27 protein-coding genes and 1 pseudogene are annotated in these 22,609 nt (G+C 63.9%); 10 read left to right on the top strand and 18 right to left on the bottom strand.

The window, feature by feature from the left end:
• Positions 1-405 precede the first annotated feature (405 nt).
• Entirely contained in the window at positions 406-1,491 is a 1,086-nt protein-coding gene (locus tag ACFRAH_RS06545; protein ID WP_377990099.1) for a glycosyl hydrolase, read from the top strand.
• Between the two features lie 389 nt (positions 1,492-1,880).
• Here ACFRAH_RS06545 and ACFRAH_RS06540 read toward each other — a convergent pair whose 3' ends face one another.
• Positions 1,881-2,039, bottom strand: coding sequence for a hypothetical protein (locus tag ACFRAH_RS06540; protein WP_377990098.1), 159 nt, complete (start codon positions 2,037-2,039; stop codon positions 1,881-1,883).
• 710 nt (positions 2,040-2,749) lie between these two features.
• Between ACFRAH_RS06540 and ACFRAH_RS06535 the strand changes: the two genes are divergently transcribed.
• The 6 genes from ACFRAH_RS06535 to ACFRAH_RS06510 all read left to right on the top strand — a co-directional run bounded on the left by ACFRAH_RS06535 (position 2,750) and on the right by ACFRAH_RS06510 (position 6,743).
• Positions 2,750-2,971 (top strand): hypothetical protein, encoded by a 222-nt coding sequence (locus ACFRAH_RS06535; RefSeq protein WP_377990097.1) that lies wholly within the window; start codon positions 2,750-2,752, stop codon positions 2,969-2,971.
• A 406-nt stretch (positions 2,972-3,377) separates the two neighbouring features.
• The gene (locus ACFRAH_RS06530) at positions 3,378-3,584 is read left to right on the top strand and encodes a cold-shock protein (RefSeq protein ID WP_377990096.1); all 207 of its coding nucleotides are present in this window, start codon (positions 3,378-3,380) and stop codon (positions 3,582-3,584) included.
• Positions 3,585-4,372: 788 nt separating this feature from the next.
• Positions 4,373-4,753, top strand: a complete 381-nt coding sequence (locus ACFRAH_RS06525) for a VOC family protein (protein WP_377990095.1) — start codon at positions 4,373-4,375, stop codon at positions 4,751-4,753.
• A 101-nt stretch (positions 4,754-4,854) separates the two neighbouring features.
• Positions 4,855-5,037: a hypothetical protein gene (locus ACFRAH_RS06520; RefSeq protein WP_377990094.1), complete on the top strand. Its 183-nt coding sequence runs from the start codon at positions 4,855-4,857 to the stop codon at positions 5,035-5,037.
• A gap of 517 nt (positions 5,038-5,554) precedes the next feature.
• Complete coding sequence (locus tag ACFRAH_RS06515) at positions 5,555-5,947, top strand: hypothetical protein (protein ID WP_377990093.1); 393 nt, start codon at positions 5,555-5,557, stop codon at positions 5,945-5,947.
• A gap of 412 nt (positions 5,948-6,359) precedes the next feature.
• A complete protein-coding gene (locus ACFRAH_RS06510; protein WP_377990092.1) occupies positions 6,360-6,743 on the top strand; it encodes a hypothetical protein in 384 nt (127 codons plus the stop codon).
• A gap of 126 nt (positions 6,744-6,869) precedes the next feature.
• Here the strand turns inward: ACFRAH_RS06510 and ACFRAH_RS06505 are convergent, their stop codons facing one another.
• The 5 genes from ACFRAH_RS06505 to ACFRAH_RS06485 form a co-directional block, all read right to left on the bottom strand.
• The gene (locus ACFRAH_RS06505; RefSeq protein WP_377990091.1) at positions 6,870-7,445 is read right to left on the bottom strand and encodes a hypothetical protein; all 576 of its coding nucleotides are present in this window, start codon (positions 7,443-7,445) and stop codon (positions 6,870-6,872) included.
• 47 nt (positions 7,446-7,492) lie between these two features.
• Entirely contained in the window at positions 7,493-7,681 is a 189-nt protein-coding gene (locus tag ACFRAH_RS06500; RefSeq protein ID WP_377990090.1) for a hypothetical protein, read from the bottom strand.
• A complete protein-coding gene (locus ACFRAH_RS06495) occupies positions 7,674-8,354 on the bottom strand; it encodes a helix-turn-helix domain-containing protein (RefSeq protein WP_377990089.1) in 681 nt (226 codons plus the stop codon). The genes ACFRAH_RS06500 and ACFRAH_RS06495 overlap by 8 nt, the downstream gene beginning before the upstream one ends.
• A gap of 151 nt (positions 8,355-8,505) precedes the next feature.
• The gene (locus ACFRAH_RS06490) at positions 8,506-10,908 is read right to left on the bottom strand and encodes an AAA family ATPase (protein ID WP_377990088.1); all 2,403 of its coding nucleotides are present in this window, start codon (positions 10,906-10,908) and stop codon (positions 8,506-8,508) included.
• A gap of 158 nt (positions 10,909-11,066) precedes the next feature.
• Positions 11,067-12,116: a YhcG family protein gene (locus tag ACFRAH_RS06485; RefSeq protein ID WP_377990087.1), complete on the bottom strand. Its 1,050-nt coding sequence runs from the start codon at positions 12,114-12,116 to the stop codon at positions 11,067-11,069.
• 269 nt (positions 12,117-12,385) lie between these two features.
• On the opposite strand from ACFRAH_RS06485, the gene ACFRAH_RS06480 reads away from it, so the two are divergent.
• Positions 12,386-13,282: a tyrosine-type recombinase/integrase gene (locus ACFRAH_RS06480; RefSeq protein ID WP_377990086.1), complete on the top strand. Its 897-nt coding sequence runs from the start codon at positions 12,386-12,388 to the stop codon at positions 13,280-13,282.
• Between the two features lie 3 nt (positions 13,283-13,285).
• On the opposite strand, the pseudogene ACFRAH_RS06475 reads toward ACFRAH_RS06480, so the two are convergent.
• The 4 genes and pseudogenes from ACFRAH_RS06475 to mobC form a co-directional block, all read right to left on the bottom strand.
• Positions 13,286-13,432 (bottom strand): annotated as a pseudogene (locus ACFRAH_RS06475) (DUF1016 N-terminal domain-containing protein); the annotation flags it as partial.
• Between the two features lie 632 nt (positions 13,433-14,064).
• A complete protein-coding gene (locus ACFRAH_RS06470; RefSeq protein WP_377990085.1) occupies positions 14,065-14,853 on the bottom strand; it encodes a hypothetical protein in 789 nt (262 codons plus the stop codon).
• A gap of 18 nt (positions 14,854-14,871) precedes the next feature.
• Positions 14,872-16,431, bottom strand: coding sequence for a relaxase/mobilization nuclease domain-containing protein (locus ACFRAH_RS06465; RefSeq protein WP_377990084.1), 1,560 nt, complete (start codon positions 16,429-16,431; stop codon positions 14,872-14,874).
• Positions 16,431-16,826 (bottom strand): plasmid mobilization relaxosome protein MobC, encoded by a 396-nt coding sequence (mobC, locus tag ACFRAH_RS06460; RefSeq protein ID WP_377990083.1) that lies wholly within the window; start codon positions 16,824-16,826, stop codon positions 16,431-16,433. The genes ACFRAH_RS06465 and mobC overlap by 1 nt, the downstream gene beginning before the upstream one ends.
• A 422-nt stretch (positions 16,827-17,248) precedes the next feature.
• Here mobC and ACFRAH_RS06455 point away from each other — a divergent pair, with 422 nt between their 5' ends.
• The gene (locus ACFRAH_RS06455) at positions 17,249-17,533 is read left to right on the top strand and encodes a helix-turn-helix transcriptional regulator (RefSeq protein ID WP_377990082.1); all 285 of its coding nucleotides are present in this window, start codon (positions 17,249-17,251) and stop codon (positions 17,531-17,533) included.
• 57 nt (positions 17,534-17,590) lie between these two features.
• Positions 17,591-17,920, top strand: coding sequence for a hypothetical protein (locus tag ACFRAH_RS06450; RefSeq protein WP_377990081.1), 330 nt, complete (start codon positions 17,591-17,593; stop codon positions 17,918-17,920).
• 401 nt (positions 17,921-18,321) lie between these two features.
• Here ACFRAH_RS06450 and ACFRAH_RS06445 read toward each other — a convergent pair whose 3' ends face one another.
• The 8 genes from ACFRAH_RS06445 to ACFRAH_RS06410 form a co-directional block, all read right to left on the bottom strand.
• A complete protein-coding gene (locus ACFRAH_RS06445; protein WP_377990080.1) occupies positions 18,322-19,191 on the bottom strand; it encodes a Fic/DOC family protein in 870 nt (289 codons plus the stop codon).
• A 3-nt stretch (positions 19,192-19,194) separates the two neighbouring features.
• Positions 19,195-19,401 (bottom strand): hypothetical protein, encoded by a 207-nt coding sequence (locus tag ACFRAH_RS06440; protein WP_377990079.1) that lies wholly within the window; start codon positions 19,399-19,401, stop codon positions 19,195-19,197.
• A gap of 94 nt (positions 19,402-19,495) precedes the next feature.
• On the bottom strand, positions 19,496-19,801 hold the full coding sequence (locus tag ACFRAH_RS06435) for a helix-turn-helix domain-containing protein (RefSeq protein ID WP_377990078.1): 306 nt from the start codon (positions 19,799-19,801) through the stop codon (positions 19,496-19,498).
• A 4-nt stretch (positions 19,802-19,805) separates the two neighbouring features.
• Entirely contained in the window at positions 19,806-20,072 is a 267-nt protein-coding gene (locus ACFRAH_RS06430; protein ID WP_377990077.1) for a hypothetical protein, read from the bottom strand.
• Positions 20,069-20,737 carry a DNA-binding protein gene (locus ACFRAH_RS06425; protein WP_377990076.1) on the bottom strand — a complete coding sequence of 223 codons (669 nt, stop codon included), beginning with the start codon at positions 20,735-20,737 and terminating at the stop codon, positions 20,069-20,071. Before ACFRAH_RS06425 ends, ACFRAH_RS06430 begins: the two co-directional genes overlap by 4 nt.
• Before the next feature lie 87 nt (positions 20,738-20,824).
• Positions 20,825-21,367, bottom strand: a complete 543-nt coding sequence (ssb, locus tag ACFRAH_RS06420) for a single-stranded DNA-binding protein (protein WP_377990075.1) — start codon at positions 21,365-21,367, stop codon at positions 20,825-20,827.
• A 76-nt stretch (positions 21,368-21,443) separates the two neighbouring features.
• Positions 21,444-21,755, bottom strand: a complete 312-nt coding sequence (locus ACFRAH_RS06415; RefSeq protein ID WP_377990074.1) for a hypothetical protein — start codon at positions 21,753-21,755, stop codon at positions 21,444-21,446.
• Positions 21,752-22,024, bottom strand: a complete 273-nt coding sequence (locus ACFRAH_RS06410; RefSeq protein WP_377990073.1) for a glutaredoxin family protein — start codon at positions 22,022-22,024, stop codon at positions 21,752-21,754. Before ACFRAH_RS06410 ends, ACFRAH_RS06415 begins: the two co-directional genes overlap by 4 nt.
• Between the last annotated feature and the right edge of the window lie 585 nt (positions 22,025-22,609).

The following is a 22,609-nucleotide window of genomic DNA, read 5'->3' as shown; positions in this document are numbered from 1 at the left end:
CGAGTCCCCTCAGACTTGGTGCGATGGTGGTTCCTTCTGCACACCACAATTCCGGGCCCGGCTCAGGACTCCATGCCGGAAATGATCAACATTCACTCAAGAATCCGGATCCAGGGACCCCTTCCCCGTGCGGCCGCGCACCTGCATCGGCCGCATCGTCCCCGGCGGGGACCCGACAAGGCGGTGCCGGGTCCCGAACCTTTGCGGTCGCTGCCCGACCTGCTGTCGGCCCCGCACCCGGACCGGCCGGCGGCACCCCGGTGGCAACGGTCGCATAGATTGGTGTCCGTGAATACCAGCTGGGGATGGATGACGATTGTGGTTGCGGCGGTATCGGCCCTGGTAGCGGGGTGTACACCCCCGCCACCAGGAGCCCAGGAAACGAACGCACCGCAAACGCCCACAGTGGCCACATGCGAGGTTGCCGCAGGGAAGCATCTGGCCCCGGCGGCGGGCATCCTGTCCGGGGTGAACCTGGACTGGGAGCACGAGACCCTGGCCCAGTACAGCGCAGGCCTGGGCCGGCGGCCCGCGGTGGTGGTCAGCTTCACGCAGTTCCCATTCGCGGCCTCCGACGGGTCGAACGTCGAAGCGGCGTTCGACCAGGTGCGCGCCGACGGCGGGATCCTGCTGCTGACGCTGGAACCAAGGATGGGCCTGGCCGCCGTGACCCAGCCAGTGGCAGACAAGCTGGCCGGGACCCTGGACCGGTTTAACAGGGCCGGGGTTCCGGTGATCGTCAGGTTCGCCCACGAGATGAACGGCTCCTGGTACGAATGGGGCCAGCAGCCCGCCGAGTACAGGGCCGCCTTCAGGCGGGTCGCCGACGCCGTCCACCGCCTCGCCCCCGGGAGCGCCACCATGTGGGCGCCGAACTACGGCGGCGGCTACCCCTTCACCGGCGGCAAATACCAAGCGAAGACGGGCACTGCCGCGTTCACTGCGCTGGACACCAACAAGGACGGAACCGTGACCGGCACCGATGACCCTTACGCCCCGTATTATCCGGGTGATGACGCGGTGGACTGGGTGGGGATGTCGCTCTACCACTGGGGCAACACCTACCCATGGGGCGCCAACGTGATCCCCGAATCCGGCAAATTCCTGCAGCAACTTACCGGCGCCTACAATGGCGCCGGCGGCAACGACCTCGCCGTCCCCGACTTCTACCGCGAATACGGCGAACGCCACGGCAAGCCGGTGGCGATCCCGGAGACCGCCGCGCTGAGCGTCCCCAGCCGCAGCGGGGCGAAAGAGTTGGCCATCAAGCAGGCCTGGTGGAGGCAACTGTTCGACCTGCGGATCCCCAGAGACTACCCGCAGCTGAAAATGATCAACTGGTTCGAATGGAACAAGAATGAGGTCGAGGTCAAGGCCGTCGTCGACTGGCGCTCCGCCGGAACCCCCGCCATCACCAAGGCCTACACCGCCGAACTCCCGGACTGGTTCCACTTCGCTCCCGGGCCAAAGAGCTGCACACCAGCGTCATGACGGCAGTCAGCACGCCCAGATGGCAGGCGCCGCTAGGGGGCAAGCCGCCCACTCGGCATCCGGGTGCTCCCCAGGCGGGCGAAAACGATGCTGCCGGCGTGAAGCTTGGAGAATCCTTGACGCCGTCACAGGCTCCCCTGCCAACAGCGGGTAAAAGCAGGCCGCCGTCCGCTGGTGGGCCCCGCTTTTCCCAGTGTGTGCACCGCACAATGAAGTCGTCGCTGAAGCGCTGGTAGCCGCGAACCACAGCTTCAGGCCGCCGGGCCCTAACGCACTCCCCCTAGCAGACGGGCCCGGCGACGACACTGACCGAGATCAACCCAAAAGCCGTCCCCGACCAGGCGAGGGTGGAGACGGCTCCTTGGTTGATGTCGGCGGGTGTCGAACTTTTAGTTCGGCCACCAGCCGACGGTTGCGTGGTTGGTTGACGTCTTCGAGGTGGAGGACGTCGTGTTGTCCTGGCCCTTCGGCGCCGCGTTAGCAGGGGCAGCGAACCCTGCCACGGCGAGTATGCCGGTCATCAAAAGCGTTGCGGCAAGTTTTTTCATACGATGAACCCCCTGGTGGTGCTGATGTGCCTGGTGAGCACTGACAGGCGTCAGTATATGACCAGCGGCTCAAGGGAATTGCTCGCCAGTCGAGACGTCTCGTATCCCAGGGGTTTGCAAGACGCAACGAGGAGGCGGGCGTCAGGTCAGGGGTCGACGGTTTCGCGCCGTGATCCGCCGGTTCCGGCCGCGCCGCTTCGGGAGGCGGAAGCCCTTCCAATGGGGCGGATCGTGGGCAGGGGAAGAGCCCCGCCAATTTGGTCACAAAGCGGGGCTCTCCTCTGGTGGTTCGGCATCTCCGCCATAATCAGGTGGACATGCTGACCCAAACATATGGACAGCATGCTTGGCTTCACAAGTTATGACGCCCCGGACGGGGCAGGAACCCGGTCGACGGGAATAGCGGTGGAATGCCGCCGGCACTCAGTCAATGCCAAGCGGTAGGCCCCCTCCGATCTCCAAGGTCCATCAGGAAATCACCATCGACCACCGCAAGAATAGCCCGGACAGATCAGGGTAGATCCTTTAGCAGAGCGGGGATCACCGGCGACACGTCGGCGCGAACGGCCAAACAAGCCGCGCAATGCCGGTGCGGCGAAAGGGCAGAACCGATGACGCTCATGCACCTCCATTCGTCCCCCAATTGCGGGCAGTGGACGAACCCATCCCAGCCATCTCCCGTTCTGGCAGTTCCGCAGTCCGCCCCAACTGTGCCCCTGCCACCCCGCAGTCTCCTGCAGTTCCAGCTCGAGTGCGTCATCGATGAACTGCTGGCCCTGCCCGACCTCGACCCTGATGCCCGTGACTCCCTGCTGGATCATTTGGCCGTGAACCCGGGACGCCCGGACTTGGCGCTGCTTGCCCACATCCGCGACGTCCAGGACCCTGCGGAGCTGCCTCCATACAAAAACGGTCCAACGCCAAGGAACTGACGTCGATACCTGGTCCTGGCCCCGCCTCATGTCCAGGAGGGGCTTCGTCGCGAATGCCGAAGGCAACATCCGCAACGCCACAGACTCTTACTGACGGTGCTGGTTCCTGGCACTCGCGTCCAAGCCGGGGGCCCGGTGTCGACAGGATGCAGCCATCCAGTTCCTGAGGAGCGCCTCAAGCGGAGCGCCAAATTGTATGCGGCCGGCGGCGGAAAGCTGGCCGGGGCGTCTCCCCCCAGATCCGGCTGGCACCCAGCTTCGTCGTCGGTCCCGAACGCACGCGTTCCCCTGATGTTCCTTGTGTTGCAGGAGTAGGGGCTCTACGGTTAGGGACCAGCGGACGAGGGCGTCCGGCCGCGGGTGCTCTCAGTGCCGGCGGTTAACTGAGTTATTTTGGGGACCAGACATGGCAACAGGCATTGTGAAATGGTTTAACGCGGAAAAGGGCTTTGGCTTCATCGCGCCCGATGACGGGTCCGGGGACGTTTTTGCCCACTACACCGGCATTGTCGGCAACGGGTACAGGTCGCTGGAAGACCGCCAAAAGGTCGAGTTTGAAGTAGTCCACGGCAACAAGGGCCCCCAGGCCGAGAATATCCGTCCTCTGTCATAGCCTCTCCCCCGGCCTCGAACTCACGGATCGCCAATGGGCCTTCGTGTGCCATACGGCGCCGGTGAAGATGAGCTATGAGATCCTGCAAAGCACCCAGGTGGCCGGCAGAAGAAGCGTCATAACGGGCGGGGTGAAGTCCCTCCCGCTTCCTGTGCAGAGGAATCGGGTCAGTGCTTTGGGGGTCCCTCATCGCTTCTGGTGAGAGAAAGTGAGGCCGGGTCCGGTCAGCAAGGAGGGAATGCGTCCGGACCCGGCAAATCTGCAGGGGCAGGGGCGCTTAAGTCCGTCACCGTCAGAACACCTTCACTATTGGGTGGCCACCTCGGGAAAGTGCTGGGCTACCTTGGGCTCGCGCGAGGTACATGAGGAAGGCTCTTCCATACTGCACACTGCATACTCCATGGTTATTCCAAGGATAAAGAGCACACTGGGATTGGGCCGGTGGCGGTGGCTTTGGCCCTTCCCTCCGGGGCCTGACTGCCTAACCCCAGCCGCCGCCAGCCCGCTACGCCCTTCCCGTAGCCTGCGTCATTGTTGTACGTCGCGGTCCAGCCTGCGGCTGGTTTTGAGGCGCTTTCTGGCCAGTTCGACTTCAGTGCGGCTCAGTAGCTGAACGTCTGATCCGTCCTTGGCACCGGAAAGCAAGCGTGCTTACTAATTTAGGTGTTGGCAGGGCCACCTCAGGTACAAGCTGCGGGCAAGTGATTCGTGCATCGGTGCACGTCAGGAGCTCAAGTGGTACCTCCCGGTTTTCTCGGCTGGTCCGGGCGGAGTTGTAGATTAGGACGATGACTGAACCTGTGGGACAGCTTGCGTCCATCTCCCTCGATTGCCCTGATACGGATCTGCTGGCCGGGTTCTATACCCGGCTGTTGGGCCTCGAAGAGGCGTTCGCGACCCCCGACCGGGGCGTGGTCGCCCTGGCGGGGGCCGGCCCGATGCTCACCCTGATGTGGGTCGAGGAGTACGTCGCCCCCTCGTGGCCGGAAGGGCCCCAGCACCAGCAGCTTCATCTCGACATCGCGGTGGACGAGCTCGACTCGGCAACCAATGCTGCCGTGGCTCTGGGTGCCACGGCCGCCAAGCACCAGCCGGCACCGGAACAGTGGCGCGTGCTGCTCGACCCTGCCGGTCACCCCTTCTGCCTCACCGCCGTACGCCCCGACTGAAGCACAACACTTCCTTGACACCGCCTGACGGCGTTGGCGTCCCTTCGGCTCAGATGCCTTTCAGGGCCGGGGCCCGTAACCTATCGTCCGGAGGGGAAAAGATGAAACTCACTGCACAGATTAAGAATGCAGCGGACGGCCGGCTGGACCTTCGCGTCGTCGAGTTGCCCGAACTTGTTGCGCACGCCCGGAAATTCGATGACATCCCTGACGCTGTGAGGGACGCCGCCGCGAGGCTGACCGGACGGCCCGGGCAGGACTTCGACGTCGAGGTCAGGTACTAGGAACCGGGAGAGATGAAACCCGGCCGCCGCGTGCGGCTGCAGCGGCGGGACCCTCAGGCATCGCCTTTGATCACCGCCCTGTGCTACACGACGGCCTCAGTATCGCTTCCGCACCCCGTACCGCGGTACCGGTGCCGGCTTCGGTCCGGAACAGGGGGTCCTGCTTGCCACGCACCACCCCAAATCAGCGCCCCACAGCAACTTTTGGCTCCCGGAAGCCCAACCTTTTTCCAAGGGTCGACTCTCACTGTTGGTGTGTCCCAGGAACGGGAACCTGCACTGCCCAGCCAGGGACCGGGCCGGGGCAAGGCAGCATTCCCCTAGAACGTGGCCGTGCCCGGGCACCGCAAAAGCGGCTGGCCTTGGACGGGGTCGCGGGTTTACTCCACGGGCAGCGGCTCATGCCGGGCCGGTGAAGTGGGGCACAGGGCAGGACACGTGTAAGGGTCTCTGCCCGGTTCCGGGATGGCTGCCAGGCGCAGCTTTCGTCAATGAGCAGGAAGGAGGTACACGGCCAATGGACCCCCTCAGGGACCAGGATATCTCCGTGCTGAACGTTGCTGCCCTGCAGGATCTCGCAGACGATGCCGGCGAGGCTGCCGCCCAGGCGTTCATGGAAGACTACCTGCTGCTGCTGTTCGCCAGGACATCGAGGATCCTTCACGCCCTTGCCGCCAACGATACCGAGGAGAGCCTGGACGCCCTCCTCAGCCTGCGCACGAGTTCCGAGATTGCAGGCGCCATCCGGCTCGCATCCTACTGCCGCGTCCTCGAAACACGGCTCAAGACCGGTCAAGAGTCCGACCTGGCTACGGTAAGAGCAGAGCTTCCCACCCTGATCCGCGCCCTCATCCGGGAAGCCTCCCGGCGCGGGCACCTCCCATCGAGACCCCGCGTCTCCGAGACCTAACGCGAGAACCCTCAACCACAAAAAATGCCTCCCCGCCAACTGCACCCGCGCGTGAGAACCGCTTCACGTCGCCGTTTGGCCAGGCCAGGAGGAAATGCCCGCGGCCTGGCGGTGCACGGGTAGTCCCACCAAACCGAAACCATGAGAACCGGCGACGGGGCCCGGAAACCAGCTAACTTCGAGGAGACCAGCCGGACCCTGCCGACGGCTAACACCAACCTTACGCCCGGACACGGCCGATAAGGCCCGAGACGGCCGCCCACCCTTGCCGGCGGTCACCGCCGTGAAGGGTTCGCGCGAAGAGATTCTCAAACCAGATCGGACTCCTCGGGAGACTGAGTGGTTGAATGAAGGCATGGGGAAGCGCTGGAACGCCGGTGCAATAAAGCAGATACGGGTGGGCACTCGCTGCGTGCCTGTCTCGCTAGCCATCAGTGCGGTGTGCTGGCTTATTCCCGGCGCCTGGTCCGGGCTTGGCACGCTCGTCCCGTCCCTGTTCGTTCCGGCGCAGATTCGAGACTCAGGCTGGTTCGGGTCCGGCACGCTGGCCGTCGTTGCCATCTACACGGCGCTCGTAATGGGCGTCCCAATCCTGATGCTTTACGGGCTCCGGATAGCCAGGGGCGCCCTCACTGCGGCGGCCATCTGCTTCACAGCGGCCGTCGTCACGAATCCAGCGCTGGAATCGGCGTGGGCGTATGTATTAGTCATGATCGGTGCGATAACGATGTGGCTCCCGCAATCCAACCAGTATCTGCGGAAACGAATGCTGCACGGAAACGGAGCCGTGCTTTAGGTTCCGTCGAACCGAAGGCGGTGAGCCGCACCAACCCCTCTCCTACTCCCATTCGGTGTCTCGAAACCTTCCCGTCTCGAATCCTTGTGGTTTCCAGACACGCCTCGGATGGGGAGTAGGACACGGTTACGTTGGGCCAGTCAGGCCAAGTGGAAGTGTGAAGTCCTGAGGGTTTGAGGCGAGGATGCGCAGGGTGTCGCGGCCTGTGGCGCGGTCGGCTTCCTCCAGCACCAGCCAGGACGGGTGCAGCGGGTCGGCCAGTGCTGTGTGGAGGGTAATGATCCGGCTGCGGTCAGTACCCTTCATGCCCGGCACAGCGGCAAGGGGGTCCTTGAGCGTCGCGGCCAGAACGGCAGCGTCGTCGAGGTGGCGGCGTCCTTCTCGGGAGTCTTCCCGGTAGGCTGCCCCTTTCAGCACCAGGGCACCCAGGGTGTTGGGGATGCTGACCGTCACGATTCCCGAGCCGGTGTCGATGCGGCAGGAGACGGTACGCTGCAGGGCCTGCGTACCTGCGGCGATTCGGAACATGTCTCGCTGTCCAAGGCGCTGGGGCGGTTTGGCGACGGCGTGGTCCGCGATCATGACGTCGATCTGCTCGCTGCCACGGGAGAAACGGTGTGCCGGAGCGTCCGGACCGATGGAGGTCTGCAGCCCGTAGCCAAGCCCGGCGAGAGTTTCGAGGACCTCGGAGGCAGTGACCACTCCGGTCTCGATGTGCAGGACGATGTCTACGTCGGCGGTTGGTCGTATCAGGCCATCCCGGCGACGGCAGCGTGCAGCTGCACCATCAGACCACCCACCAGGGTCCATTTGTTTGCCGGCAGAGACCTGGCCATTTCGATGCACTGCGGCCACGGTGAACCCCAGCCGCCCGGAGGCATGGCCGCTTCCCAGACCGGCCTGCTGTGACCGTGCTCCGGGTTCATGGGTTCAGTCATTGAGCAGCTCCTCGATCACGCGGGTGCCGGCGGATCGCTCGCGCGTGGCCAGCGAGTCCATCAGGTCCACGGCGACCGCGGCTACGGGCGTCCGCCGCGATGCAAAGGGTTCGGTCAGGGCGGCTTCGCGGATGATGGTGTTGCCTGCGGGGTCTTCCATCATGCCCAGGGCTGCGGCGAATCTCGCCCCGTCCCCTGCTGTTGCGTAGCCCTCGATGAAGCCCCCGCCGCCGCTCAGCCCGAAACGGGCAGCCATTGCCTCATCGCGCATCGCTGAACCACCGGTCAGGATCAGCCCCTGATGGAGCCTGTCCACGGCAGTCGGCGTTGCCCGGTACCTCTTGACCGCGGCACGGTTCCTGGCCAACTGGTGTACGTCACCGGGGCCAAGCTCGCGCAACCGCCTCCGCAAACGGTACCGTTCGGCTGAACCAATCCAGGGCGCCGCCTCCCCAGACAACAGGTACAGGGCGGCCCATGCTGTCTTAGGGCTCCAGAGCCGGCCGGCGTGCCTGCCCGCGTCGACTGCCCGCTGCAGCGACGCGGGATCAATAAGCAGCGTCCGCCCCGCCCTGCCGGCCCCGGTCAGACGGCCAGTCGTCAGCATCTTACGGACGGCCACGTCACTGACTCCCAGCCGCTCAGCAGCCTCCCTAGTAGTGACAAGCTTCATACATAAATGTTCTCATAAGCTAACCATTCTGCATATACACATTAGTTATGAATGCCTAAGTATTGCGTTAGCTCGATCACGACGTAGCCCGTTGACCGAACTAACTGTGGACAAAACCGGCCTGGGCAATATGCTCCTATCCTTCCTTCATCTACTTTTTCTTGCCGCCGGGCGCCGGAGCCTCAATAGGAGCCGCCTGTATGACCGAGGATGCCGGATCCGTGGTTGCGTCATCTTGGTACAAAATTCGCTCGCTGGAACTTAGCGCCTTAATCGCTTCCCGGAAGCTATCAAAGCGAGGGACGTTGTTAGTGCTGAGGTCCCCGAGTTCGAATTCGCGGGCGATACTTGATAGCTGCGGGCGGATCGCATCCCCGACTGGTGAGGCGTCGAGAGCGGAGTCGAGTTCTCTCATCAACTTCTTGGCTTCGTGCTTTCTCATGCCTTGCGGATGGTTGCGTAGGAAGTTGTTCACTGCACGCTTCATACGATCATCGCTGCGGTTTCTGTCTTCTTCCGCCGACGCATCATCTAAGCGCTCAGCAAGGAAGCTCAGAAGGGCCGCAAATCGCCCTCGGAGTTCCTCTGCGCCTTGAACATTTGGGGAGACGGCCAGGAGCAAGATCACTTCTCGCGCGAGCCCAGCCTTCTCTATGTGTTCTTCTGGGAAGGCACCTGCGTAGGCCTTTTCCAAGGCGTCCCAGAGGCGGCCGCCGGTCTCCAAGAGATTCTTCCGGATGTCTTCAGGCGTGAAGGACTCCGTGTCCTGCTCTTGAAGATCCTCGAAACGAGCCAGGTAATTCAGTGCAGCCCGGTGTGCGATGTCAATCGGAAGAAGGTCTTCGATCTCCAGAACGCCAACCCGGTCGTCGACCTCCAAGCCCGACTGCGCTGCCCACGTATCAAGGCGAATTATGTATTCATCGCGAAGCACGCGCTTTCGTCGTGCTTCGCCGCGTCGAAGTACGTTTTCGGCTAGCAGGCCCGATTTGTCACCGTCCAGGAGCGCAACACAAGGGGGCTTGATGACATCCCGTCCCCTCGCCAAATAGGCCATGTAAGGGATACTGTCTGCGCCCCCACAGGCTACGACCGTGACCTCATTCAGGTCTAGAACGCCGGATGTACTCTGTGCTCTCTTCGCGATGTGAGCTGAAATGCCGGCCAATAGGATTTGATCCCCAGGTCCTTCAACGAAGAGATTCTTGCCGCCTATGAAGGTGGTCTCCGCAAGATTGGTGCCGATTGAAGAACGCAAAGGTTCGTATCGGTTGTTGGCTGCGTCGCGAACCACACGGGTTCCCTCGTCTTCGGAGCCCTTGTCTAACACTCTGATCCTGTGGGGCGCATTCTTGTCGATCAAGAACGGTGAATGCGTCACGTATACAACCTGACTTTGCTGTCCATCGTCCTCGGGCAGAGCGTAGTCGTGCAGCACTCGTAGGAGGTCTTGCTGGCCGACGCTTGATAGGAAAGCATCCGGCTCGTCTAACAGGAGTATGTCCGGTTTGCCGTTCCTTAGTCGGTGGGCAGTTAGTTGTACAAAATAGCTCAAGAAGAAACGAAGTCCTTGGCTTCTCTCTCCGAAGGAGTACTTCGACCCGGTCCTATCCAAAATCGTGAACGCCAGCTCGTGTTCGCGTGCCTCAACCAGGAGCTCGAAGTCGCGGTCCTGTGACCACCAGCGCTGGACGTTTAGGTTCTCCTTGATAGCAGAGTTCATTGCCCCAATGATTGCCTCAACCTGGCCCTCGCGTCCTGACTTAATCGCCTCCTGCAACTCCGTGAAGGCTTGTCGATCTATACCGGCGGCGTCGATGAGTAGCTGGCGTGCCAGCTCGAATTCCGCTTTGCGTTTCACTTCGGCTTCAACACTGGCGGGATCGGTACCTTCAGCAAGCGCGGGAAGAACCACTTCTCCGGCTGCCTCCGCCGTCAGAGGAACGAGGCTCCCTAGCCGTTCCAGTATGTCGGAACGGGTTTTCCTGAGGTGTAGCTGACTGTGAGGCTGTCCGGCGAGCTCGGCAATGGAGACACTGTTCGGAATGGCCAGGTCAGTCCTCAGCTCGTGATACGACGGGAGGGCCGCTTCCAAGCGAGCAAGTTCGTCCGCACTTAGCGGAGTCTTCTCACCATTGACTAGCAGGAATGGCTCCGCTGCCCCCGGACGGTAGAAGCTGAACTCTGTAGCTCCCTCGAGGGCGCTGATGCCTGCTCGATCTTCTGCCGGATCGAGATCGAAGGTGCAGCCAAACTCAGGCAACCTGAGCTCGTTGGTCTTCACTGAATACAACTCGCTGTATCGACAAAAGTCTGAGCGATCGATGGGGTCACCCGTCAGAGCAGCTTTGATTGCAGTCAGTAACTGACTCTTGCCAGACTCGTTGGCCCCAACAATCGCAGTGATTTCTGGATCCAAAGGTATGCGGACAAAGGGATACCACGCCGGATCAACGTCCTCCCAAGGTGCTGGCAGATTTTTGATCCGTGACTTCAGCTCGTAGTCGTAGTTGAACGAGCGAAAGAACCGGACATCCAGCCTCTTAAACTTCATGATCTCCCCCGAGCACCGCGTATTTCGAGTCAACACTTCCGATGCGAGCCTAGAGCATGCGGCCGACAACATCCGGACGACTGCGTGGGAGTCCTTCAAGGAAGCGTTCTGCTAGAGGGTTGTTACCGTTCTACCAGGCGTTCGGTGCCATACCCTCCTTAGTCGTGGTCACCAGAGTCGGTCACCGTTCCCTGCTCAAGCGCGGCAGTAATTGCTTCTGGAGATGGCAGAGCTGCCCTCTCTTCCGGCGGAAGGGAATCGTACGTATATGAACTCACGGCGACTGGCTGGGATGACCCGTCCAGTGCGTACCTCACTGTCGGATCATGCTTGGAGCCGCAAACCAGAATTCCGACTGTGGGAGCCATCCCCGGAAACTTCACCAAGTCGTTGACCGCAGCCACGTAGAAATTCAGCTGCCCAAGATGTTCGGGCCTGAACTTGCCGGACTTCAGCTCCACGACCACAAAGCGGTTGGTAGGCACATGTACGAGGAGAAGGTCGATGTAGAAGTCTTCGCCCTGGATATCGAGGTGGAATTGGCGGCCATAGAAGGCGAAGCCCCGGCCGAACTCGGCTAGCGTCTGGGACATCCGCTGGGTCATGGCCTCCTCCATGGCCAGTTCTTCGACTTCCCTGGTCAGGCCGAGGAAATCAAAGACGAGAGGATCCTTGGCCACACTCCGTGCCAGTGCGGCGCCGTCTTCGGAGAGCCGTTCCACGAGATTGTTCGGCGCTGCCCCGAGTCTACGGTGCAGTCCGGTGGTGATCTGATGCTCGAGGACCTCAAGCCTCCAGTTGTGCTCCGCTGCCTTTTCCGCGTACCAATTACGAATTTCCGGATCTTTCAGCTTGAGCAGCTCGATGATGTGGCCCCAAGGCAACCCACCCACCCGTTTCCGGTCCGCTGGATCGGACAAGTCCCAGGCAGCTGCGAAGGACCGCATGTAGAACAGATTCGAACGGGAGAAACCACGCATGTGCGGGAAGGCTGACTTCAAGTCAGCTGCCAGCCGCTGCAGAGTCTTAGTTCCCCAAGCCCGGGCTGCCTGCCGTTCCAGGATCGTTGAGCCGATCTCCCAGTACATCTCGACCATGGCATTGCTCGCGGCCTGCTGTGCGCGCAACTGCGACGAGGCGACAAGCTCCTTGAGGGAAACGAGCATGCCGGCATAGCCGCTGGGAAGTTCAGGTTCGATCTCGGGCACGCACCCACCTTAGCCGCTGCACCCGACAGACCCCGCGCCTAAAGACCGGCGCCAGAATAGTCCAAAGAACTTTGGACTATTTCAAAGATCCGGCTCGGGCCGGGTCCCGAACCCTCCCGATCAAACAGTCCAAAGAACTTTGGACAATTGGCTCCAAGCCAAGAGACCCTGCGAATAACGACGTACCACGGGACCACCGACCACGTCTTCGCTGGGCTGCTGACGGAGTGTCGCCCGGGCCAGGACCTGCCGTTCTGAAAGGCTCAGCTATGGACTGGATCGATTCCCGTCACGCTTCCGACTCGCCCCGCGGTCTGCCGGATGTGGACTTGCCGAAGTTCGGCCGCGTCACGCGGACGACGGATCATGCTCTGCCCTGGCGCGTTGCCGGATTGCCCGCTGCCCACGACGGCATAGTCATCGACGACTTCCTTGTCACACTGTCGACCAATGACTGCAGCCCCCAAACCCTCCGATCCTACGCATACGATCTGATGCGCTGGTGGCGGTTCCTGGCCGCCATCGGGAACCGCTGGGACACCGCGAGAAGGGAGGACGTGCGGGATCTGGTCCTGTGGATGAGGCAACCACAGGACCCGGGCGGGCGCCGGGCATACAGGCCGGCTTCCATTAACCACATGCTGTCGGTGCTGTCCGTGTTCTATGAGCATCAGGCCCGGCAGGGCCAGGGGCCCGTAGCCAATCCGGTGCCGGCCTCCGCTTCGGGTGTACGGAGACATGCGCATCACAATCCGCTGGACTCCCACAGGCCGCAGCACCGGGCGCCCTACCGACAGCGCCTGGTCGAGGGACCACCCAAGGCCCTGTCAGAGGACCTGGTGAACCGGGTCTTCATGGCACTGACCTCGACCCGGGACCGGGCGCTCGTCGCCATGTACCTCGCAACCGGGGCCCGGGCCAGCGAGCTGCTCGGGATGAGGGGACTGGACGTTGACTGGGGCAACCAGTCAATCGGAGTGGTATCAAAAGGGACCCGCGCCTATCAATGGGTGCCGACGTCGCCGGACTCGTTAACCTGGCTGCGGCTGTACCTGAACGAAACGCCCATGGCGCCGACCGACGAGGCGCTGTGGTGGACCCTTCGCCGGCTCGAAAGCCGGCCAAGCCTCGGCGAAGCTGCGCATGTACTGCAGGTTCGACCGTGAGAGGCCCTTCATGTCCTGGAACTCTGCACGGAGGTCATCAGCCAGTCTCCCGATGACCCCACTCCCACACCCTTCAGATGCTTGGCGTTCCAGGATGGTCTTCCCAATGGACCAGTTCAATGCAATGAGTTGGGTGTTGACGGTCCGCAGCGCCTTGGTGCGGGCTGCTCTAACCTGGTTCTTGAGTTCACTGAGGAGTTCGGCGTAGCTGGCCGGGAGGGCGAGGTCACGGGCATGCGTTTGATCCTACCTACCAGTATTTGTCCCACGCTTGTTCCGTCTCGAGCGGGAGTGTGCCGGTGACCTGGGCCTTGAACCATGAGGTGACCGTGGGAAGCCTGCCAGAATTTGGCTGACAGGCTTCCCGGGAGCTGGAAACATCCCTCTCAAACCATACGCCCGCGCGGAGGGGACGGACGGCATGGCCTGACCGCCGCCGCGGGAACGAGAGCGCGAGTTTCGACTCTCGAGGAAAGAGACAAAAAGGCGGGGGCCAGCAGTGCACTGTCCAGCACACCACTCCGGAGCAACCATCCCATCCACCTACCCTGGCAAAGACAGCGGCATGGCAGCTGACCCCTCTAACGCTCGGAGACTGTGTCTGGGCAAGTGCGTGGACAACGTGAGGCCCGCGCAGCCTTAGAGAGTCCATCGAAGCATCGCGGGCTCTTGGATACCGAAGCGCCACAGCCCCCGGGCGCCAACCGCCCACCTGAGCCGTGCGAAGCTCCCCCGCTGTGATGAGACCTGGATGAGGCTAACCTCAGAGTTCAGCGCCACGTTTACCGGCTGATGCCTTTTTGTAGAAGCTTGGTCTGGCCGTTGGCTCCGCGCGTACTGCGTGCCTTCGGGTTCCGTCCTGGCGCCTTGGTGACCGCGGCGGAGGGCGGGGTCGCCTGGTCCTGGTCGGCGCTGAGTCGTGCCTGTACGGCCTCGCTGTCGGCAACGCTTTCCAGTCTGGCAGCAAGTGCCTGCCGGCGCTCGGCTGAGTCGTGCTTGAGGCCGACCTCTTCTGCCAGTGCCTCGGGGCGCTGGTTCTCCTCGTGGGCGTCCTGCTGGCGGTCCCGGTCTTCCCGGTCTGCCTCGGCCAGTAGCTGCACAGCCTGAGCGTTCTCGTCCCGCCCGGCGCCGCGTTCCTGTTCCGCCTGTTCACGGTCCCGTACGGCCTTCGCCAAGGCGGCGGCCACGGACGCTTCGTCTGCGCCGAGGTTGTCCACGTCCAAGCCGTAGCGGCGCTGCACCTGGTCGCGGATGACCTCGGCGGCGTCGCGCGCTGCAGGGTCATGGTCTTTCCATGCGGTGGCCGCCTCATGGACTCTTTCGATGTCGCGGCCGCTGGCGGTGTCCCACCACCGGTTGTCCATGACCGGTGCGATCTGGGCGCGGGCGGCTGCCCGCTCGGCGTCGAACCGGGCCTGCAGTTCACGGGCCTGTTGTTCCTCGGCTGCTTGGGCGCGGCGCAGCTCCTGCTCGTGTGCCCTGGCCAGCTGCTCGCCGAGCCTGCCTGCGACGGTCAGCCCGACGCGCGAGATTCCCTCGATTGCTTCTTCAATGCCGTCAGATTCGTTCATGGTTCCCCCTCGTTGGTGTTATCTCTCAATGTCCGGTCGGGTCGTCCCGTTTTGGGTACTCGCGTGGGTGCGTGCCTGCACGTATTTCGGTGGCAGTACGGAGCCGGCGGACCGACCGGCGACCTGGCCGGCTGTACTCGCGCGGACGGCTGCGGCCGCTTCGCTATCCGCTGTAGACGTTGAGTCCGGGACGCTGGGCAGTGCAGCAGCGACCTGACTCAGTTGATGTTTCACGATGTGGCTGATCTGTCGTGCTCTGCGCAGGTCATTGGATGCCTTGTGCATGTCGTGGACGGCCTTGGCGACGTTGAGGAGCTGGCGCAGCATGATTGCCTGGGCGGCGGTTCCGGTACCGCCCATCGCGGCTGCCATGAGCACGAGGGAGGCTCCCCGTGCGGACGGTCCTGCGCTGCGGATGGGGCGGACCGGGTAGCGCCGCAGTTGTGCTGTCTTGGACAGCTCGTCTGCTGCTGCAGCGAGCGGTCCGGGTGTTGCCTCGGTAGCCGTGGACCAGGCTGCGAAGGCGCCGGATGTCTCGCGTGCAACGTGCGCCCAGGTGGCGTGGTCGTCCAGCGGTACCGAGCGCAGCGTTTCGCGGAGCCGGGCAACTTCGTCGCTGTACTGCTGCCACAGTTGCGGGTCCGGTTCGTGGGCTTCGCGGCCGATCGTGACAGGGCGCCGTCCGCGTGCAGCTGCCTGCCATTCGGCGACCGCATTGGCGGCACCCTGCGGGGTGTCGTGCCATTCCGCACGAAGCTTGGGCAGGACGAGGTCTTTGGCGAGATGACCGCCGCCGAACCAGACCGGCCGGCCGCCTTTCCGGGGACGTTCGGCCACGCTGTAGCCAACCACAACATCGTCGCGTCCGGACGCGTACCGCGGCCTGACCAGGGCACCGGTCCGGCGCAGGCGTCGAATGAATTCGGCCTCATCCTGTGCCGAGGTGGCGCAGGCGCGGACCTTGCGTTCCAGGGACCGGCGTTCCGGTTCCGGCGCTCCCCGCCGTTCGGAAGCTTCGCGTTCACCGGGCCGCAGGCCACGGGTGGAATGCGTAGGCGAAAGTTCTTCCAGGCCGTACTTTTTCTCAAGCTCCCGGGCGGCTTGTTGTGCGCGGGGAAAGTCCCGCCAGCTGCTCCACTTCGTGCCGTCTTCGCGGACCATGGACGCGGCGATGTGGATGTGGTCGTTCCCGGCTTTGCTGTGGCCGTGTCGGATCGCCACCCACTGCGCCGGCGCGCGTCCACTGGCTTCGGTGAACCCCATCTCGTCCATGAAGTCCTGGGCGATGTCAGCCCACTTCGCGTCGGTCAGGTCGCCTTCCTCGGCGCGCAGTGACAGCGAGCAGTGCCAGACGTGGCCACCCGGAATCTCGGTGCCCAGGACGCTTCGGGCCCGGTCCAGTTCCTTGGCAATCGCCTGTGCTGCGTCAGCGTTCAATTCGTCGTCGTTGTGCCAGGCCATGATCGACGGTGAGCCTGCGACCAGGTGCGGGTCGGTGTGTTCGTTCGTCCGTCCGGGGCCGGCAAGGTAGGCGATGAGCCCGTGCATGCGGGTGCCCTTGGTGATGTTGGGAATCATCAGCGCACCATCGAATCCAGCATCGTATTGATCCGGTCCGCTACCGCCCGCACCCGCGTCAACGCGGTGCGGGCTGCTTCCGGGAATTCATCCGTGGCGTTCGCCTGACGGGCGAGCTGGTTGACGTTGTTCGACAGGGCGGCAAGGTAGCGGCGGGCTGCGATGAATTCCACTGCCACCGCGCGCCGCTCCGCCAGCGACTCGGAGTTCTCCGCGTACAGGGCAGCACTGACCAGAATCTCTGACGGGCTGCGCCCGGTCCGCTCCTCCAGAACCTTCAGCTGTGCACGTTCGAATTCGGACATCGAAACCCGCACGTACTGGGTGTCACCGTCAATGTTCGCCCGGCGGCGGCGGGAGAGTCGGCGCGGCGACGTCCGCTCTTCTTCAGTCATCCCCACCCCTCCCCCGATGCCCAGCGCAGCGCCCCGGAATCTCCGGGCCACACCCACGAGTGTGCCGCATCCACGACCGCCGGCCGTGGATCAACACGCGGGTTATGGTACATAACCGCCTAGCTTGCTCCGGCCGGGAAGGTGATACTCCGATTCGCGGCCGGAGCACCGGGTGACGGTACTGCCCTGCAGGACGCTCCGCGTCTTCTCCTTTGAAAACGACTACGTCGTTCCGTTTCGGCTGTTGAGGCTACTGCCCGGTCCTTCCTTGGCAAGTCTGCGCCGCCGGCTTTCGCGGCATATCCTCGCTGCGCTCCGGTATTCCACGGTCCGGCGCCTCCGACTGGCCAATTCCCTCACCGGCCAAGTTTCGGCAAGCGTGCCGAAAGGAACGCGGCATGGGGCAAGCGAAAGGTACAGTCATGACTCTCATCTCACCGTCCGTCGTGGAACAGCACTACGGGATCCCGGTGGCCCAGCTGCGGCGCTGGCGGGAGCGCGGTATCGGGCCCGAATATTTCCAGTTCACGCCCCGGACCGTCTGCTACGCCGAGGACTATCTCAGGGACTGGCTCAACGACCCAGGCAACGCACACCTCCACGCCGTCACGGTGACGGACGCCCGTCCAGTGATGCCACCCGCCGGACGTCCTCCTGTACCTGGAGATACTCCCGATAACCGCCGTGCCAGTAGCCTGCTGAAGTGACGCGGTCCCGGGCGCGTCACCACGCACACCGTGCGCCGGGAACGTTAATGTTGGGGAATGGCGAACCTCGATATTGAACAGACACGTAACCAGGCCCGCGCACTGCTGGACTCGCGCATTGAATCAGTCACCTCCCTGGTCAAGACCCGGCAGCGCATCACCGACCTCAAAGAACAACTCGCAGAAGCAGAACGCGACGACAAACGCGCCTACGTCCGCGCCACCAGGGACGGCTGGAGCAGCGAGGAGCTGAAAAAGCTCGGTCTGGAACCGGCAGCTGCCGGCCGCCGCCGGAAAGCAGCCGTCCGCAGCGCTTCAATGGACGCCGCAAACACCACCACACCACCGCACGCAGACGCCATCGCCGGACACGCCACCGCCAACTGACCCTGCACAGTTAAGCCCTGAAGGATTGAACCCTGCACGATCCCGTGGCGAACAGCCATGGAATAGCAACAGCGGCCGGCCGTCACCATTGCGGTGACGGCCGGCCGCTCTTTGCGGGGCGGTGAGTTCGCCCCGGGATCCGGCGGCCGCACAGAACGAAAGCAGGCGGCATCAGGACTTGGCACCTGGCGCGACAGGCGGGAACGTGAAGCGAACCCAAGGACTGGTGTTTGGGCCGGTCCGATGCCGGCGGCCGGGGTCAGGGTGGACATGGCAACGGTGCCGTGGGGCAGCGCAGCCGGCAAAAGCAACTGCCGGTTATCCGCCTCCCCCGGCAACCGTGATCGCGTCAGTCACCGGGGGCGATACCTGGGCGCGTTGCAAGGTCCAAAGACCGCACTTCAGGACCCCCATCGGCCCGTGGCCGGGAAGGGGTTTTGTCCTTGGCTGCGTTCCTGAGCGTTCGCGCAGGCACCCCGTGGGTTCAGGGGTAAGGGATCCTTCTGCGGAGCATCATCGTTCCGTGCCGGGGTTGCTCCCGGCTGACCGGCGGAGGCCGGTGTGCGGGTGCGTTCCTGCTGCCCGGCGGGCCGCGGCTGCCTATCCGGCAGCAGCGGACCGGAGCGGGGAGAGTGGGGGAAATCTGCGGCGTGAAGGTTCCGGAGTTCGGCTGTCTCCGTATCGGTTGCGGCCAGCGGTTCAATGGCCGGGGCCAGGACCACCCGGAGGTCCTCGGAGCTGCTGGCCACTGCCCGTACCCGTGCCGTCTTGAGCCGGTCCAGATCGAGCGCCTGCCAGGTGATGCCGTAGCCGGCCTGCCTGGCCAGCTGGTCGATGAACGCGGACTGGCTGCGGGTGTTGCCGTCGCGGAATGAGTGCAGCGCTGTGAGTTCTCCCCAGTGGTGGGCGAGCCGTCGGATGAACGTCTCTTGGTCCATTCCGCGCAGCCGGTTATCGGCCGCGATGGCACCGAAGATGTCGCGGGCGAACTGCGGAATGAAGTCCGGCCCGCAGTGCGGAACACCGGTCCCCAGCGCCTGGGTATCGACGGTACGCAGCTGCCCCGCCCAGTCATACAGGTCCCCCATCAGGTAACGGTGGATCCTCCCCAGGTGGGCAAGGTCAAAGTTCCCCTGAAGGGGGCGGTGCCGGAGTTCGATGAGGCCGATTTCCGCGACACCTTGCTCCACGCGGGACAGCTCCTCCGGATCCCGGATGCCCAGCTTGTTGACCAGGACTTCCGTGCCCGGGTACGTGTACCGGTCAGGCATCGCCTACCGCTGACCGTTGTCCTTGTACTGCGCCAGGTAGTCGTCCACGGCCTGGCGGTGGGTCAGGTTTCCCCGCAGGACTTCCCGGCCCAGTTCACGGGACCGCTCATCGGCATGTCCTCCGGCGAGGTACTGCGCGGCATCGGCAAAGCCGACGGCTTCCTCGATGTCAGTCTCTGAGAGTCCGCTCGCGTTGGCATGCTCGCTCACGATGGAGCTCCTTTCTTTTCGGCCTTGCGTGGGCTTGCCCGGTGTTCGGTGTTCCGATCTCCACAGTGCCAGACGCAACCGGGACCGGATCGTTTTACTGTCCCTGGTCTTCCGCGTCCCCGGCCGGCATCTGGCCGGCTGCGATCCGCTCTGCCGTCTTGGCGTAGGCGGCGTCGATGTACGCCATGAGGTCGTCCTCCCGGACCCGCCATACGTGCCGGCCTCCGAACTGGGCGGCCCTCAACTCGCCGCTCTTTACCAGCGCGTACACCTGCGGGGACTTCATGTTCAGAACCTGCTGGACCTGCTCCAGGGACAGCATCCGCGGCAGCCCTCCAGTGTTCGGCGCCGCCGGTGTCGTCGCCGGTCCCGGGGTTGGTTCGTTGGTTTTCTTGGGCATTGGTTCAGTTGTCCTTGGTGTCGCGGTGTCGGATCTCATCCATGGTGCGTTGTCCCCGCCGCAGAGACCCGGCCGGGACCGGCTCCCAGGCCCGGCCCTGGTTGTGTTTTCGCTGCAGGCGCTTCACTTCACGCATCGTGGCGCGGACGATGAAGTCTGACACACTCGCGTCGCCCTCGAGTTGGCCGGCGGCCTTGAACGCTGCGCGGACCTGACCGGCCTGCTCCTCGGTGAAGTACGGGGTGAACGCAGCGATCTTCTTCACACTCATTGGCCACCGTCGCCCAGGGTGCCCGGGTTCCCGGCACCTGGGTCGTCCCCGTCCCCTTGGTCCGCTGCGTCGTTGTCGGTGTGCTGGTTGGCGCCGGTTCCGGGTGGGGTGATGCGGGCCAGCAGCGATTCGTAGGCTGCCTGCAGGGCGCTGTCCCGGGCGGTTGCGGCGGCGAGTTGCGTCGCGGCGTCCGTTGCCGCGGCTGTGGCCTCCTGTTCGGCGGCGCGGGCCTGGTCCAGTTCCCCGGACAGGGCCGATAACTGCGCCTGCAGTTCATCTACCTGCGTCCTGAGCCCGGACACGGTGGTGTCGTGTTGTTCGGTGAGGCGGTCCAGGTCGGCGACGAGCTCGGCGATCTCGGCGTCCTTGTCTTTGCGTTCCTGGGCCCAGGCTGCTTCGACGGCGGTGTGGCGTTCGTCGGCCAGCGCCGAGGCTTCGGCCCAGGCCGTGCCGGCCAGCCGCGCCGAAGCCTCGAGCAGGACGGCCGGCGTGGCGGCGAGCCGGCTGCCGGCGGCCTGCCGCTCCTCCGACCATTCCTTCAGGTACCGGGTCGCGTCGGCGTTGCTGACCCCGGCGGCCGCACGGACGGTGGAGACGGTCGGGCGCCGTTCGGCGCTGATCCGCTCGGCGGCAGCATACACGCGGTCTTTCACGCTTTGGGTCATCGCTGGGTCCTCCGAAATAGGAATAGTAGTAGGAGTAGTATTGATACTACTCCTACTATGCGGGATTGTCTCCGCCCTGGTTCCTGTTTAGTAGGCCGGTTCTTCGGGTGCGGCGGGGAGGTCGACGCGGCCGCTGGGGTTGGCCTGTTTGCCGAACCAGACGTCGTCGTTGGCGTAGAGGCGGGGGCTGATGGTGAACTGGCGGGTCCGGCGGTCCTCGCCTTCGGGCGCGGTATTCTCCTGGGACGGCGCTGCCGGCTTGTCTTCGTTGGGCGCGGGCTCACGGGGGCTGGCGGTGTGGCGCAGGGACAGTCCGATCTCGTCGACCTCGAGCTCGATCACGCTGCGCTTCTCCCCCGCTTTCGTCTCGTACGTGCGCGGCTTCAGGCGGCCGGTGACGACGACGCGGGAGCCCTTGGCCAGGGAGGCGGCGGCGTTCTCGGCCGTGCCCCGCCATACCGAGGCCCGCAGGAACAGTGTCTCCCCGTCCTTCCATTCACCTGCCTGGGCATCGAAGATCCGGGGCGTGGAGGCGATGGTGAAGTTCGCGACTGCTGCGCCGCTGACGGTGCGCAGCTGGGGGTCTGCGGTGAGGTTGCCGATGATGGTGGTGCTGGTTTCGCCGTTCATTGTTTCGTTCCTTCTCTTGACTGGTTGCGTATCGGCGGTGGTGGGGGTGCCGGCCGGGTGGCCGACGCCCCGGGCTCTAGGCGGCGTCGTCGTCGGGGTCGGCCTCTTCCTCATCCCCGGACAGGAGGTCCGTCGCCCGGGCGGGGAGCTGGTAGCCGCAGATCTCCTCAAGGGCCGCCCGGTTGGGGAGCATGTAGTACCCCTCCTCCGGGAGGTCGGCCGCCATTTCGGATCTGGCGGCGTAGAAGCGCTCCTCGGGCCCTGTGAAGGGGGCGTCGAGGCGGGCGATGCTCCAGGCGATGGCGTGGAGTTCCTCGTCGGCCTGCAGGTCGGCCGGGACGTCCTGTTCGGTGAGGATGCGGTCGATGGTGTCTTTGGTGATGGTCATGATGCTGCCCCTTCCTGGCGGGTTTGGATGTCGATGGTGTGCTGGATTTTTCCCGGGTTCAGGCCGGACCAGTGGTTTTCGGTGCCGTCCCGGTCGTAGACGACGACGGGGACCTGGGAGTAGCCGAGTTCTTCGGTGATGTAGCCGAAGGCGGCTTGGTTGGTGGTGACGTCCACTTCACGGAAGGCCAGTCCGGCCTCAACGAATTTCTGCTTGGTCTTGGTGCAGCCGAAGCATCCGGAGGGCTTGGTGTAGATGGTGAGAGTCATTTTCAGTCCTTGCTTTCGTATCACTCTTAGTTAGGTTCGTCTGGCTGACTTTCTACCTCCATTCTAGCAATCATTCAACTGAATGAATAGCTTTTTTGCGGCTTATTTCCGGGTTTTTAGTGTCCCTTATCCTCACAAATAGGCGGGCCATCCATGCCCTGCCAAAGATGGGAAGAAGGCTGGTGACGCCGCCGGCGACCGTGGTCATCCCCGCAGGTTCGCCGGGGCTGCAGTCCCCCTGCGCCTGAAAACCCGCTCCGGGGTCTCGGTGAGATGCGCTGCGGAAATGCGCGCCCGCAAATGACTAGGTGTCGTCCCTGCTGGAAGAATCCCAAGCCGGGTAGGTGGTGGGCCGGGAGCGGTGGTCTTGGACCATGGGAAACCTGGCCCCGGTTTTAACCCGGAAGGGAGCCGGCATGTGCCGGCTCCCTTCGGGTTTCTCTGCAAGAAATCTAGGGTTCAGTCTAGCGGAAGGGATGGCGCGTTGTTTCTCCGGCATGTTGGTGCGGCGCGGCTCCTGGTCTGGTTTCTGGGTGCCGCGCAGGACGGCGGTCCGCCGCTGGTGAGTGGTTGCTGTGGTTCGCC

The sequence above is a fragment of the Arthrobacter sp. NPDC056727 genome (genome assembly GCF_042790555.1).
Lineage (GTDB): Bacteria > Actinomycetota > Actinomycetes > Actinomycetales > Micrococcaceae > Arthrobacter.
This window is presented reverse-complemented; position numbering and strand designations above follow the sequence as displayed.

Bases quoted from the DNA above. Each gene is read 5' to 3' on its own strand.
- ACFRAH_RS06540 (WP_377990098.1), bottom strand. From the start codon at position 2,039: ATGAAAAAACTTGCCGCAACGCTTTTGATGACCGGCATACTCGCCGTG.
- ACFRAH_RS06530 (WP_377990096.1), top strand. From the start codon at position 3,378: ATGGCAACAGGCATTGTGAAATGGTTTAACGCGGAAAAGGGCTTTGGC.
- ACFRAH_RS06525 (WP_377990095.1), top strand. From the start codon at position 4,373: ATGACTGAACCTGTGGGACAGCTTGCGTCCATCTCCCTCGATTGCCCT.
- ACFRAH_RS06520 (WP_377990094.1), top strand. From the start codon at position 4,855: ATGAAACTCACTGCACAGATTAAGAATGCAGCGGACGGCCGGCTGGAC.
- ACFRAH_RS06515 (WP_377990093.1), top strand. From the start codon at position 5,555: ATGGACCCCCTCAGGGACCAGGATATCTCCGTGCTGAACGTTGCTGCC.
- ACFRAH_RS06500 (WP_377990090.1), bottom strand. From the start codon at position 7,681: ATGACTGAACCCATGAACCCGGAGCACGGTCACAGCAGGCCGGTCTGG.
- ACFRAH_RS06495 (WP_377990089.1), bottom strand. From the start codon at position 8,354: ATGAAGCTTGTCACTACTAGGGAGGCTGCTGAGCGGCTGGGAGTCAGT.
- ACFRAH_RS06490 (WP_377990088.1), bottom strand. From the start codon at position 10,908: ATGAAGTTTAAGAGGCTGGATGTCCGGTTCTTTCGCTCGTTCAACTAC.
- ACFRAH_RS06480 (WP_377990086.1), top strand. From the start codon at position 12,386: ATGGACTGGATCGATTCCCGTCACGCTTCCGACTCGCCCCGCGGTCTG.
- ACFRAH_RS06470 (WP_377990085.1), bottom strand. From the start codon at position 14,853: ATGAACGAATCTGACGGCATTGAAGAAGCAATCGAGGGAATCTCGCGC.
- ACFRAH_RS06465 (WP_377990084.1), bottom strand. From the start codon at position 16,431: ATGATTCCCAACATCACCAAGGGCACCCGCATGCACGGGCTCATCGCC.
- mobC (WP_377990083.1), bottom strand. From the start codon at position 16,826: ATGACTGAAGAAGAGCGGACGTCGCCGCGCCGACTCTCCCGCCGCCGC.
- ACFRAH_RS06455 (WP_377990082.1), top strand. From the start codon at position 17,249: ATGACTCTCATCTCACCGTCCGTCGTGGAACAGCACTACGGGATCCCG.
- ACFRAH_RS06450 (WP_377990081.1), top strand. From the start codon at position 17,591: ATGGCGAACCTCGATATTGAACAGACACGTAACCAGGCCCGCGCACTG.
- ACFRAH_RS06445 (WP_377990080.1), bottom strand. From the start codon at position 19,191: ATGCCTGACCGGTACACGTACCCGGGCACGGAAGTCCTGGTCAACAAG.
- ACFRAH_RS06435 (WP_377990078.1), bottom strand. From the start codon at position 19,801: ATGCCCAAGAAAACCAACGAACCAACCCCGGGACCGGCGACGACACCG.
- ACFRAH_RS06430 (WP_377990077.1), bottom strand. From the start codon at position 20,072: ATGAGTGTGAAGAAGATCGCTGCGTTCACCCCGTACTTCACCGAGGAG.
- ACFRAH_RS06425 (WP_377990076.1), bottom strand. From the start codon at position 20,737: ATGACCCAAAGCGTGAAAGACCGCGTGTATGCTGCCGCCGAGCGGATC.
- ssb (WP_377990075.1), bottom strand. From the start codon at position 21,367: ATGAACGGCGAAACCAGCACCACCATCATCGGCAACCTCACCGCAGAC.
- ACFRAH_RS06415 (WP_377990074.1), bottom strand. From the start codon at position 21,755: ATGACCATCACCAAAGACACCATCGACCGCATCCTCACCGAACAGGAC.
- ACFRAH_RS06410 (WP_377990073.1), bottom strand. From the start codon at position 22,024: ATGACTCTCACCATCTACACCAAGCCCTCCGGATGCTTCGGCTGCACC.